Origin of the sequence: Bradyrhizobium sp. RP6, from assembly GCF_003837805.1 — a bacterium.
Lineage (GTDB): Bacteria > Pseudomonadota > Alphaproteobacteria > Rhizobiales > Xanthobacteraceae > Bradyrhizobium.
In genome coordinates this window covers 54,324-66,759 of sequence record NZ_RQIT01000019.1, presented here as the reverse complement: position 1 = coordinate 66,759, position 12,436 = coordinate 54,324, and the positions used below count along the sequence as shown (strand labels likewise).

10 protein-coding genes are annotated in these 12,436 nt (G+C 64.5%); 6 read left to right on the top strand and 4 right to left on the bottom strand.

The genetic code is table 11. From position 1 onward, the window contains the following. Positions 1-22 precede the first annotated feature (22 nt). The 3 genes from EHH60_RS27560 to EHH60_RS38705 form a co-directional block, all read right to left on the bottom strand. On the bottom strand, positions 23-1,966 hold the full coding sequence (locus tag EHH60_RS27560) for a PrkA family serine protein kinase (RefSeq protein ID WP_124162533.1): 1,944 nt from the start codon (positions 1,964-1,966) through the stop codon (positions 23-25). A gap of 257 nt (positions 1,967-2,223) precedes the next feature. Next, positions 2,224-2,463 (bottom strand): hypothetical protein, encoded by a 240-nt coding sequence (locus tag EHH60_RS38710; RefSeq protein ID WP_349629084.1) that lies wholly within the window; start codon positions 2,461-2,463, stop codon positions 2,224-2,226. 3 nt (positions 2,464-2,466) lie between these two features. Further along, positions 2,467-2,772, bottom strand: coding sequence for a hypothetical protein (locus EHH60_RS38705; protein WP_349629083.1), 306 nt, complete (start codon positions 2,770-2,772; stop codon positions 2,467-2,469). A 140-nt stretch (positions 2,773-2,912) separates the two neighbouring features. Between EHH60_RS38705 and EHH60_RS27550 the strand changes: the two genes are divergently transcribed. From EHH60_RS27550 to EHH60_RS27525, 6 genes are read left to right on the top strand one after another with little or no spacing between them, the layout of a single operon-like run. After that, a complete protein-coding gene (locus EHH60_RS27550) occupies positions 2,913-5,762 on the top strand; it encodes a bifunctional transaldolase/phosoglucose isomerase (RefSeq protein WP_124162532.1) in 2,850 nt (949 codons plus the stop codon). Positions 5,763-5,775: 13 nt separating this feature from the next. Further along, positions 5,776-6,774, top strand: coding sequence for a phosphogluconate dehydrogenase (NAD(+)-dependent, decarboxylating) (gene gnd, locus EHH60_RS27545; RefSeq protein ID WP_124162531.1), 999 nt, complete (start codon positions 5,776-5,778; stop codon positions 6,772-6,774). Between the two features lie 37 nt (positions 6,775-6,811). Continuing rightward, entirely contained in the window at positions 6,812-8,323 is a 1,512-nt protein-coding gene (gene zwf, locus EHH60_RS27540) for a glucose-6-phosphate dehydrogenase (RefSeq protein WP_124162530.1), read from the top strand. Further along, positions 8,323-9,072, top strand: coding sequence for a 6-phosphogluconolactonase (pgl, locus tag EHH60_RS27535; protein ID WP_199752075.1), 750 nt, complete (start codon positions 8,323-8,325; stop codon positions 9,070-9,072). The genes zwf and pgl overlap by 1 nt, the downstream gene beginning before the upstream one ends. Next, complete coding sequence (locus tag EHH60_RS27530; RefSeq protein ID WP_124162528.1) at positions 9,059-9,601, top strand: gluconokinase; 543 nt, start codon at positions 9,059-9,061, stop codon at positions 9,599-9,601. The genes pgl and EHH60_RS27530 overlap by 14 nt, the downstream gene beginning before the upstream one ends. Further along, positions 9,598-10,410 carry an HAD family hydrolase gene (locus EHH60_RS27525; RefSeq protein ID WP_124162527.1) on the top strand — a complete coding sequence of 271 codons (813 nt, stop codon included), beginning with the start codon at positions 9,598-9,600 and terminating at the stop codon, positions 10,408-10,410. The genes EHH60_RS27530 and EHH60_RS27525 overlap by 4 nt, the downstream gene beginning before the upstream one ends. A gap of 225 nt (positions 10,411-10,635) precedes the next feature. On the opposite strand, the gene EHH60_RS27520 is transcribed toward EHH60_RS27525, so the two are convergent. After that, a complete protein-coding gene (locus tag EHH60_RS27520) occupies positions 10,636-12,435 on the bottom strand; it encodes a glycoside hydrolase family 15 protein (protein ID WP_124162526.1) in 1,800 nt (599 codons plus the stop codon). Position 12,436: the final 1 nt, after the last annotated feature.

The window sequence follows — 12,436 nt, the reverse complement described above, 5'->3', positions numbered from 1 at the left end:
TTCCATTCGCCTCCCAGGCGCCTCAACCGGCCTGCTTCACGCGCATGTACCATTCGACGAGCCGGCGAACCTGACGCTCGGTGTAGCCGCGCTCCACCATGCGTGCGACGAACTCGCCGTGCTTCTTCTCCGTCTCGCCGTCCTTCTTCGACCCGAAGGAGATGACCGGAAGCAGGTCCTCGACCTGGGAGAATATCCGCTTTTCGATCACATCGCGAATCTTCTCATAGGAGGTCCAGGTCGGATTCTTGCCGCCGTTCTGGGCCCGCGACCGTAACGAGAATTTGACCACCTCGTTGCGGAAGTCCTTCGGGTTGGCGATACCCGCCGGCTTCTCGATTTTCGTCAGCTCCTGGTTCAAAAGCTCGCGATCGAGCAGCTGGCCGGTGTCGGGATCCTTGAAGTCCTGGTCCTCGATCCAGGCGTCGGCATAGTCGACGTAGCGATCGAACAGGTTCTGGCCATAATCCGAGTAGGATTCGAGATAGGCCTTCTGGATCTCGTTACCGATGAACTCGGCATATCGCGGCGCCAGCTCCGCCTTGATGAATTCGAGATAGCGCTTCTCGGTCTCCTCCGGCAGCTGTTCGCGGCGGATCGCCTGCTCCAGCGCGTACATCAGATGCACGGCGTCGGCGGCGACCTCCTGCGGATCGTGGTTGAAGGTCGCGGCCAGGATCTTGAAGGCGAAGCGGGTCGAGACGCCGTCCATGCCCTCGTCGACGCCGGCGGCGTCGCGGTATTCCTGGACGCTGCGCGCCTTCGGATCGGACTCCTTCAGGCTCTCGCCGTCATAGACCCGCATCTTGGCGAACAGGGTGGAGTTCTCGTGCTTGCGCAGGCGCGACATCACCGAGAACCGCGCCAGCGTCTCCAGCGTCGACGGTGCACAAGGAGCCGACGCGAGCTCGGATCCCTGGATCAGCTTCTCGTAGATCTTCTGCTCCTCGGTGACCCTCAGGCAATAGGGCACCTTGATCACGCAGATACGGTCGATGAAGGCCTCGTTGTTCTTGTTGGCCTTGAAGCTCGCCCACTCCGCTTCATTGGAGTGCGCGAGGATCACGCCCGTGAATGGAATCGCCCCGATATTCTCGGTGCCGATGTAGTTGCCTTCCTGCGTCGCCGTCAGCAGGGGGTGCAGCATCTTGATCGGCGCCTTGAACATCTCGACGAACTCGAGCACGCCCTGGTTGGCGCGGTTGAGGCCGCCGGAATAGCTGTAGGCGTCGGGATCGTTCTGGGCGTAGGTCTCGAGCTTGCGGATGTCGACCTTGCCGACCAGCGAGGAGATGTCTTGGTTGTTCTCGTCACCGGGTTCGGTCTTGGCGATCGCGATCTGGCGCAGCCGCGATGGCTGAATCTTGGCGACGCGGAACTGCGAGATGTCGCCGCCGAAGGCCTCGAGCCGCTTGTAGCACCACGGGCTCATCAGGCCGGTGAGACGACGGCGCGGAATGCCGTACTTCTCCTCCAGCATCGGACCGAGCTGATCGGGATCGAACAGGCTGAGCGGGCTCTCGAACACGGGCGAGAGCTCGTCGCCGGCCTTGAGCACGTAGATCGGCTGCACTTCCATCAGCGACTTCAGCCGCTCGGCGAGCGAGGACTTGCCGCCGCCGACCGGGCCGAGCAAATAGAGGATCTGCTTGCGCTCTTCGAGACCTTGCGCCGCGTGGCGAAAGAAACCGACGATGCGCTCGATGGTTTCTTCCATGCCGTAGAAGCCGGCGAAGGCCGGATAGGTGCGGATGGTGCGGTTCAAAAAAATACGGCCAAGGCGTGGGTCCTTGGCCGTGTCAATCGTCTGGGGCTCACCGATCGCCGCTAGCAGTCGTTCGGCCGCGTTCGCGTATTTCATGGGATCGCTTCGACACGATTCCAGATATTCCGCCATCGACATGTCGTGCTGGCTTCTCGCCTCGAACGACCGAGCGAAAGCGTTGAATAGAGAATCGTTGTACATGATCCCTCTCCGCGTGAGTTCCGCCACAAGCTGAAACGAAAGCAGTTACCGGACCGTTCCTCAGGCCGTTTCGAATCAGCGTGAGCACATGACGATCATTGGACACCCGGGTGCCAACTCGACGCAACGCACAACGTAGGCACTCCATGAGTTACGAACAGGCACATGCCTGTAATTTGTGCGAATCTTTGTCTATATTGGCTCATTTCCAGAAAATGTCACTCGGTCGCAACATCCGGGCATTCCCGGGGGTCGGCTCATCCGGCAATGCAGCATAGCGATCCCGGAGCGGCGATCTTATGACACTTGTACGGCGAAGCCTTGTACGGCGACGCCTGCACCTCGAAGCCTTGGGGACCGCGTTCATCTTCCTGCTGCAATGCAGTGCGCGGGCTTCTGGCCGCGTGACAGTCGCGGCAAGCGTGCAGCAGTGTATCAAAATCGGTCGCCAGGCGCTCCGACCGGATGACGATGCGATCATCCTGCGGCTGCTGCATTCTTCAACCGAAATGTTGGCGCGATGCCGACATAGTCATCGTCGTCTCGCCGTCGCCGAGACCATCCCGGCAGTCGATGGCGAGGCTTGCGCTGAGCAAGATCATGGCAAGGCCCGCCGCGACCAGCAGCCGCAGTCGCATCGACTGGAATTTGGAGATCGTGCGATGCGTCGACGCTGACCGCACACGCAAACCGTTGCTGGCTGTCGGCGACGGCCAGCGCCAAATCTTCACGACGGACGCGCGTGTGTTTCCCAGCATGGCCATTTGCGGCCACACAACATCACAACCGCCCGCCTGGATCGCCATGATCGCGACGGAGTTACACCGGAGAGTATGACCCTCATACCCTTGATTGGTTCCCTCCCGGGAGCATGTAAGCTACAGGATAGCGCGTCAGGACCGGCGCGGAAACCCCTCGTCCGCAGGCTTGGAGATAAATAGGCATCATGAATCCCGTCAAAGAACTGGAAAAGCACGGACAAGCGGTCTGGCTGGACTTCCTGGCCCGTGGCTTCATCGCCAAGGGCGACCTGAAGCGGCTGATCGACACCGACGGCGTCAAGGGTGTCACCTCCAATCCGTCGATTTTCGAGAAGGCGATCGGCAGCTCCGACGAATACGATGCTCCGATCGGCAAGGCGCTGAAGCGCGGCGACCGGAGCGTGGCCGACCTGTTCGAGGCGGTCGCGGTCGAAGACATCCAGAACGCCGCCGATGTGCTCCGCCCCGTCTATGACCGCCTCGAGGGCGGCGACGGCTATGTCAGCCTGGAGGTCTCGCCCTATCTCGCGATGGACACCGCCGGCACGGTCACTGAAGCGCGGCGGCTCTGGAAGGACGTTGGTCGCAAGAACCTGATGGTGAAGGTGCCGGCAACGCCGGAGGGCCTCCCGGCGATCGAGCAGCTGATCGGCGACGGCATCAGCATCAACATCACGCTGCTGTTCTCCAAGGCGGTGTACCTCGAGGTGGCTGAAGCCTACATCGCCGGTCTCGAAAAATACGTCGCGGGCGGCGGTGACCCCTCGCATGTCGCGAGCGTGGCAAGCTTCTTCGTCAGCCGCATCGACTCGGTTGTCGACAAGCAGCTCGACGAGAAGATCGCGCGCGCCAACGATCCATCCGAGAAGGAACGGCTCGCCGCGCTCAAGGGCAAGGTCGCGATCGCCAATGCCAAGCTCGCTTATCAGGACTACAAGCGCCTGTTCTCGGGGCCGCGCTGGGAGAAGCTCGCCGCCAAGGGCGCCAAGCCGCAGCGCATGCTGTGGGCCTCGACCGGCACCAAGAACAAGGACTACAGCGACGTCCTCTATGTCGAGGAGCTGATCGGCCCCAACACCATCAACACGGTGCCACCGGCGACGCTTGATGCGTTCCGCGACCATGGCAAGCCGCGCGACAGCCTGGAAGAGAACATCGACGACGCAACGCGCGTGCTGGAGGAGCTGGAGCGCTCCGGCATCTCGCTCGAGGCGATCACCGAGGAGCTGGTCAAGGACGGCGTCAAGCTGTTCGCGGATGCCGCCGACAAGCTCTACGGCGCCGTCGCCCACAAGCGCGCGGTCGTGCTCGGGCCCGCACTCGACCGCCAGGAGCTCTCGCTCGGCGACGGGCTCGGCAAGGCCCTGGCTGAGAGCACCGAGAACTGGCGCGCCTCGGCCAAGATCCGCAGACTATGGCAGCGTGACAAGTCGGTCTGGACCGGCGCAGACGAGGACAAATGGCTGGGCTGGCTCGACAGCGCGGCCAAGGCCGACATTGCCGATTACGTGGACTATGCAGGCCGCGTGAAGGGTCAGAAATTCTCCGATGCCGTGGTGCTCGGCATGGGCGGATCGAGTCTCGGGCCCGAGGTGCTGGCCGAGACCTTCGGCAAGAAGCCCGGCTTCCCGAAACTGCATGTGCTTGACTCCACCGACCCCGCGCAGGTGCGGGCGATGGAGGCGAGGATCGACATCGCCAACACCGTGTTCATCGTCTCCAGCAAATCCGGCGGCACCACCGAGCCGAATGCGATGAAGGACTATTTCCACGCGCGCGTCGCGCAGGCGGTCGGGCCGAAGGTGAAGACCGGCCATCGCTTCATCGCCGTGACCGATCCCGGCTCGTCGCTGGAGAAGGCGGCGAAGAAGCTGAGCTATGCGCGCATCTTCCACGGCGAGCCCTCGATCGGCGGCCGCTATTCGGTGCTCTCGCCCTTCGGCCTGGTGCCGGCGGCGACCGCGGGCGTCGATGTCAAGACCTTCATCAAGCATGCGCTTGCGATGGCCCGCTCCTGCGGCCCGGACGTGCCGCCAGCCGAGAACCCGGGGGTGCAGCTCGGCCTCGCCATGGGCCTCGCAGGCCTCGAGGGCCGCGACAAGGTGACGATCCTGGCCTCGAAGAAGATCGCCGATTTCGGCGCCTGGGCCGAGCAGCTCATCGCGGAGTCCACCGGCAAGGAGGGCAAGGGCCTGATCCCGATCGAGGGTGAGCCGCTCGGCGAGCCCGGCGTCTATGGCAACGACCGGTTCTTCATCGACATCCGTGTCGACGGCGAAGCGGACGCCGCCCATGATTCCAAGCTTGCCGCGATCGAGGCGGCTGGTCATCCCGTGGTGCGCATCGTCATGAAGTCGATCGACCATCTCGGCCAGGAGTTCTTCCGCTTCGAGATGGCGACGGCGGTTGCAGGCGCGATCCTCGGCATCAACCCGTTCGACCAGCCGGACGTGGAAGCGGCCAAGATCAAGACCCGCGAGCTCACTGCTGCGTTCGAGAAGACCGGTGCGCTGCCGGAAGAGCAGCCGGTGGTCAGCACGGACGAGGCAGACCTCTACACCGACGAGGCCAACGCCACGGCGCTGCGCGCGGCCGGCGCCAATGGCGATCTCACCTCCTGGCTGAAGGCGCATCTCTCCCGCTCGAACCACGGCGACTATGTCGCCCTGCTCGGCTACATCGCGCGCGACAAGGCGACGATCGACGCGCTCCAGGCCATGCGGTTGGAGGTGCGCGAGAAGCGGCAGGTCGCGACCTGCGCCGAGTTCGGGCCGCGCTTCCTGCACTCCACCGGGCAGGCCTACAAGGGTGGTCCCGACAGCGGCGTGTTCCTCCAGATCACGGCGGACGATGCCAAGGATCTGCCGGTGCCGGGTCAGAAGGCCAGCTTTGGTGTCATCAAGACGGCGCAGGCGCGCGGCGATTTCGACGTGCTCACCGAGCGCGGCCGGCGTGCGCTGCGCGTGCACCTGAAGGGCGGGCTCAAGAAAGGCCTCGCGGCGCTCAATGCGGCGCTCAACGACGCGCTGAACTAAGGGAACAGTGCACATGCAACTCGGCATGATCGGCCTCGGCCGGATGGGCGGCAACATCGTTCGCCGCCTGATGCGCCAGGGACATTCGACCGTGGTCTACGACAAGGACGCCAAGGCCGTCGCGGGCCTAGCGGCCGACGGAGCGGTGGGCTCGGCGACGCTGGAAGAATTCGTCGCGAAACTCGAGCGGCCGCGCGCGGCCTGGGTGATGCTGCCCGCAGGACGCATCACCGAGACGACGATCGAGACGATCGCGGGCGTGATGCAGGCAGGCGATGTCATCATCGACGGCGGCAACACCTTCTGGCAGGACGACGTCCGCCGCGGCAAGGCTCTGAAGGAGCGCGGCATCCACTATGTCGACGTCGGCACCTCGGGCGGCGTCTGGGGCCTCAACCGCGGCTATTGCATGATGATCGGCGGCGAGAAGCAGGTGGTCGACCGGCTCGATCCAATTTTCGCCGCGCTCGCGCCCGGCGCCGGCGACATTCCGCGCACGGAAGGACGCGAGGGCCGCGATCCCCGCATCGAGCAGGGCTACATCCATGCCGGCCCAGTGGGCGCCGGGCACTTCGTCAAGATGATCCACAACGGCATCGAATACGGCCTGATGCAGGCCTATGCCGAAGGTTTCGACATTCTCAAGAATGCCAACATCGAGGCTTTGCCGGTGGATCACCGCTACGATTTCGATCTCGCCGACATCGCCGAAGTGTGGCGGCGCGGCAGCGTGATTCCGTCCTGGCTGCTCGACCTCACCTCGACGGCACTCGCCGACAGCCCCCAGCTGTCGGAGTACTCGGGCTTCGTCGAAGATTCCGGTGAAGGTCGCTGGACCGTGAATGCCGCGATCGACGAGGCAGTGCCTGCCGAAGTCTTGACTGCGGCGCTCTACACACGTTTCCGTTCCCGCAAGGAACACACCTTCGCCGAAAAAATTCTCTCTGCGATGCGTGCAGGGTTCGGCGGTCACAAGGAGCCGAAACAGTCGGGCGCAGCGAAGCCCAAATGAGATCAAGCGAGACGTAACAAGCGAAGGCCGACAATTCGTGACAAAAGACCCGCAAGCGAAGCGCAAGCCGGAAAATTGCGCCTTCGTCATCTTTGGCGTGACCGGCGACCTCACCCATCGGCTGGTGATGCCATCGCTGTACAATCTGGCGGCCGAGCACCTGTTGCCGGAAAAATTCTGTGTCGTCGGCGTCGCCCGCAGGAGCCAGTCGGATGATGAGCTGCGCGACAGCCTGCTGAAGGGACTGCGTCAGTTCGCGACGCGGCCCGTGGACGACGACATCGCCAAGAAGCTGCTGGAATGCGTGACCTTCGTCGAGGCCGACGCAAAGGATCCGCCCTCCTTCGACCGCCTGCGCGAGCATCTGGATTCGCTGGAATGCGCGCAGGAGACCGGCGGCAACCGGCTGTTCTATCTCGCCACCCCGCCCGCCGCCTTCGCGCCGACCGCGCGCGAGCTCGGCCGCGCCGGCATGACGAAGGAGAACGGCACCTGGCGGCGCCTGGTCATCGAAAAACCGTTCGGCACCGATCTCGCCTCGGCCCGCGCGCTCAACGCCGAGCTCCTGAAGATCATGGACGAACACCAGATCTACCGGATCGATCACTATCTCGGCAAGGAGACGGTCCAGAACATCCTGGTTCTTCGCTTCGCCAACGGCATGTTCGAGCCGATCTGGAATCGCAACCACATCGACCACATCCAGATCACCGTGGAGGAGAAGCTCGGCGTCGGCCATCGCGGCGGCTTCTATGATGCCACCGGCGCGTTGCGCGACATGGTGCCGAACCATCTGTTCCAGCTGATGTCCCTCGTCGCGATGGAGCCCCCGACGCGCTTCGATGCCCATTCGGTCCGTTCAGAGAAGGCCGAGGTGCTCACGGCGATCCAGCGGCCGAGCCGGGAGGAAGCGCTGAGGAGCTCGGTGCGCGCGCAGTATCTCGCCGGCCGCATCGGCGACGAGGAGATTCCGGACTATCGCAAGACCGCGGACGTCAAGCCCGGCAGCACCACCGAGACCTATGTCGCGCTCAAGCTGATGATCGACAATTGGCGCTGGGCCGGCGTGCCGTTCTATCTGCGCACCGGCAAGGCGCTGGCGCACAAGCGCACGGAAGTCGCGATCAAGTTCAAGCAGGCGCCGCTGTCGATGTTCTCGGGCACGGCGGTCGACCGCCTGTCGCAGAATTTCCTCACCATCGGCATCGCGCCCACCGAGACTATCGAACTTCAGTTCAACGCCAAGATCCCCGGGCCGAGCGTCACCATCGACGGCGTCGAGATGAAATTCCGCTACGGCGACTATTTCCAGGCCGATCCCTCGACCGGCTACGAGACGCTGATCTACGACTGCATGATCGGCGACAACATCCTGTTCCAGCGCGCCGACGGCGTCGAAGCCGGCTGGCAGGCGGTGCAGCCGTTCCTGGACGCCTGGACAAGCGCCGGCAGCAACGGCATCGAAACCTACGAAGCCGGCAGCGACGGCCCCGCCTGCGCCGACGAGCTGCTGCGGCGCGACGGGCGAAGCTGGCGGAAGTACTCGTGATGGCGGCGGCCGACCAGCCGAAGCTGATCGTCGAAGCTGATGCCGAAGCTCTTGCCCGCGCCGCGGCCGAACGGGTGATGGCGCGGCTCGCGGCGAATCCCGGGCGGATCGCGATCTGCCTCACCGGCGGCTCCAGCCCGAAGAAGCTCTACCAATTGATCGGCAGCGACGCGTGGCGCGGCAGGATTCCGTGGGACCGCGTGCACTGGTTCATCGGCGACGAAAGGTTCGTGCCCGAGAGCGATCCCCTCAACAACATGGCCGTCGCGCGCGCGATCTTTCTCGATCGCAATGCGCCAGCCGGCCATATCCACCCGATTCCGACCGCGGCCGGGAATCCGGATGCCGGCGCTGACGCTTACGCACGCGAGCTGCAGGCCTTCTATGGCGCAGACCAGCTCGATCCGGAGCGCCCACTGTTCGATCTCGTGCTGATGGGCGCCGGGCCCGACGGCCATACCGCCTCGCTATTTCCGGGGTATCCCGAAATTGAAGAGACCCGACGCTGGGTCGTCGGTGTCGCCAAGGCCAATGTCGCGCCCTTCGTGCCGCGGGTCTCGCTCACCCTGCCCGTTCTGGCCTCCTGCCGCGAGATGCTGTTCGAGATTGCCGGGCACGACAAGCAACCGATCTTGACGCGCCTCCTCAACGGCGAGAATCTGCCGGCCTTGCGCGCGCGCTCGAATGGCGAGACCGTCTGGCTGGTCGACAGGGCCGCGCTTCCGGAGGAAATTCGTGGGCCGCGCTGAAGCACCTTGTGCATTGATCGTGATGGGCGTGTCGGGTTCGGGCAAGAGCACGGTTGCGAAGGCGCTCGGCGAACGGCTCGGCTGGCGTTTCGAGGACGGCGACAGCTTTCATCCCGCCAGCAATGTCGAGAAGATGCGGGCCGGCCACCCGCTCACCGACGAAGACCGCTGGCCCTGGCTCAATGCCATCGCCGACGAGATCGCGCTGGTGTGCGAACGCGGCGAGCACGTCATCATCGCCTGCTCGGCGCTGAAGCATACCTATCGCGACGTGCTGCTGCGTGGTCGCGACGACGTGCGCTTCGTCTTCCTGAAGGGCACGAAGGAGCTGATCGCCGAGCGGCTGGCGCACCGCAAGGGCCACTTCATGCCGCCCGAGTTGCTGACGAGCCAATTCAACACGCTGGAACCGCCGGAGGCGAGCGAGCACGTCGTCACCGTCTCGATCGACGAATCCGTCGAAGCGATCGTGGACGGCGTGGTGCGGCAATTGAAGCTGGGCGGCGCGATACCGAAGGTCCTGCCATGACGCAAATCTCACTCGTGGTCTCCGATGTCGACGGCACGCTGCTGACCAAGGACAAGACGCTGACCGAACGCGCGAGGAGCGCGGTGCAGCGGCTGCATCGGGCCGGCATCGGCTTCACCATCACCTCCAGCCGCCCCGCCATCGGCATGCGCTTCCTGATCGAGCCGCTGGCGCTGTGGCTCCCGGTCGGCCCGTTCAACGGCTCCTCGATCATCGATCCCGAGATGAGGCCGGTCGAGCAGCACCTGATTCCCGCAAGCGCGGCCGAGCGGTCCTTGCGGATCCTCCGCGAATTCGGCGCCGACATCTGGCTGTTCACCACCGACAAATGGCTGATCGACAATCCCAGCGGCAGCTACGTCGCCCACGAACAGCACACGATCCGTGCCGACCCCACCATCGTGTCCGATTTCTCGCCCTATCTTGCGAGCGCCTGCAAGATCGTCGGCGCCAGTGGCGATGCCGCGGGGCTCGCGGCTTGCGAGAAAGCGATGCAGGAGGCGCTCGGCCGCGAAGCCACCGCGGTGCGCTCGCAGACCTACTATCTCGACATCACCCCGCCCGGCTTCGACAAGGGTACTTTCGTCCAGGCCATGGCAAAGCGCCTCGGCATTGCCACCGAAGCGGTCGCCACCATCGGCGACATGCAGAACGATCTCGCCATGTTCCGCGTCAGCGGCACCTCGATCGCCATGGGCAACGCCGCCGACAACGTCAAGGACGAGGCGACGCATGTCACTGCAAGCAACGAGCAGGACGGTTTTGCCGAGGCGATGGAGATGATCCTGACGCGGAATGGGGTGAGCTGAGCGCGCCGCGGGTTCTCTTCACCTCTCCCGCTTGCGGGAGAGGTCGGCGCGTCCCGGGCGATGCGCAGCATCGTCCCGCGCGCCGGGTGAGGGCTTTCTCCACTTGGGGACTGTCCCATTGCGGAAGCACCCTCTCCCCAACCCTCTCCCGCAAGCGGGAGAGGGGGCGCACCTCCTTCGTTGCAGCCATCAAGCCTCGTTTAATCCCACTGTTGCGCGCTCGCCTTACTTCGACCGCTGCATCGCCGGCTTCTCGCTCTTCTGCCGTGCTGCCGACAGATTGTGTGCCGTGTTGATCAGCGCGATGTGGGTCAGTGCCTGCGGGAAGTTGCCGGTTTGGCGGCGGGCCACGGAGTCGTATTCCTCGGCGAGCAGCCCGACATCGTTCGCGACACCGACCACGCGATCGAACAATCCCTGCGCCTTGTCGATATCGCCCGACAGCACATAGGCATCGGCGAGCCAGAGGCTGCAGGCCAGAAACGCGCCTTCGAGCGGCGGCTGGTCCACCGCCAGCTCGCGCGGATCGTGCCGCAGCACGAATCCGTCGCGCATCAGGCATTTCTCGACGGCCGCGATGGTGCCGCGGATGCGCGGATCGGAGGCCGGCAGGAAGCCGACGGCCGGCAACAACAGCACGCTGGCATCGAGCAGCTTCGAGCCGTAGGATTCGACGAAGGCATTTTCCTCCGCGTCGAAGCCCCTGTTGCAGACGTCGCGATGAATGGCATCGCGCAACGTGCGCCAGTGCAGGAGCGGGGCCTTGAAGCCGAAGATTTCGGCGCTCTTGATGCCGCGGTCGAAGGCGACCCAGGTCATCACTTTCGAGAAGACGTAGTGCTTGGGCTGTCCGCGCCGCTCCCAGATGCCGTGATCGGGCCGGTCCCAGACCTCGGCCAGATGATTGAGCACGGCGCATTCCAGCGCCCAGGTCTCGTCGTCGAGCTGGAGCTTGGCCATGCGTGACTGGTGGAATGCGTCGATCAACTCGCCATAGACGTCGAGCTGGAGCTGCGCATGAGCCGCGTTGCCGACGCGCACCGGCTGCGCGCCCTCGTAACCAGCGAGCCAGCCCGCCTCCCATTCCAGCAGCCGCCGCTGGCCCCAGATGCCATACATGATCTGCATGTTCGCCGGCGAACCCGCGGCCGCACGCAGCAGCCAATTGTGCCAGGCCAGGGCTTCCTCGGTGTAGCCCGAATTCATCAGTGCCAGCAGCGTGAAGGTGGCGTCGCGCAGCCAGCAAAAGCGGTAATCCCAGTTCCTGCTGCCCCCGAGCTTTTCCGGCAAGGAGGTGGTGGGTGCCGCGACGATGCCGCCGGTCGGCGCGAAGGTCAGCGCCTTCAGCGTGATCAGCGAGCGCAGGACGAGATCCTGATAGTCGCCGTCGCGGGTGCAGCGGCCGCACCAGTCCTGCCAGAATTTCTCGGTCTCCTGGAGAGCGAGCTCCGGATCGATCGACGCGGGCGGCTCGAGATGCGAGGGGCCGTAGGTCAGCACGAAGGGCACCGTCTCGCCTTCCCTCACCTCGAAATCCGAGACGGTGGTCAGGTCCTCGCCGCGGGTCTCGGCCGGCGTGCGCAGCACCGTCATGTCCTGGCCGGCGATGGCCATCAAGGAATGGTCGATCCGCCGCACCCAGGGAATGTCGGCGCCGAAGCCGAAGCGGATGACGAGCTCCATCCGCATCTTCACTGTGCCACGGATGCCGCGGACCAGCCGCACGATGTCGGACGCCTTGCCGCGCGGCGGCATGAAGTCGATCAGTGCGACGGTGCCGTCTTTCGTCTCAAAACGCGTTTCAAGGATGAGGGTGTTGCCGCGATAGCGCCGCGAGATGGAGACCACTTCCTCGCTCGGCGCGATCAGCCAGCGGCCGTTCTTGTGCGTGCCGAGGATCGCGGCAAAGCAGGCGTCGGAATCGAAGGCCGGCCAGCACAGCCAGTCGATCGAGCCGTTGCGCCCGACCAGCGCCGCGGTCTCGCAATCGCCGATCAGCGCATAGTCCTCGATCCTCTGAGACAAT

Coding starts and splice junctions, on each gene's coding strand:
- pgl (WP_199752075.1), top strand. CDS start 8,323: ATGGCGGCGGCCGACCAGCCGAAGCTGATCGTCGAAGCTGATGCCGAA.
- EHH60_RS27560 (WP_124162533.1), bottom strand. CDS start 1,966: ATGTACAACGATTCTCTATTCAACGCTTTCGCTCGGTCGTTCGAGGCG.
- EHH60_RS27550 (WP_124162532.1), top strand. CDS start 2,913: ATGAATCCCGTCAAAGAACTGGAAAAGCACGGACAAGCGGTCTGGCTG.
- EHH60_RS38705 (WP_349629083.1), bottom strand. CDS start 2,772: ATGGCGATCCAGGCGGGCGGTTGTGATGTTGTGTGGCCGCAAATGGCC.
- gnd (WP_124162531.1), top strand. CDS start 5,776: ATGCAACTCGGCATGATCGGCCTCGGCCGGATGGGCGGCAACATCGTT.
- EHH60_RS27525 (WP_124162527.1), top strand. CDS start 9,598: ATGACGCAAATCTCACTCGTGGTCTCCGATGTCGACGGCACGCTGCTG.
- EHH60_RS38710 (WP_349629084.1), bottom strand. CDS start 2,463: ATGCAGCAGCCGCAGGATGATCGCATCGTCATCCGGTCGGAGCGCCTG.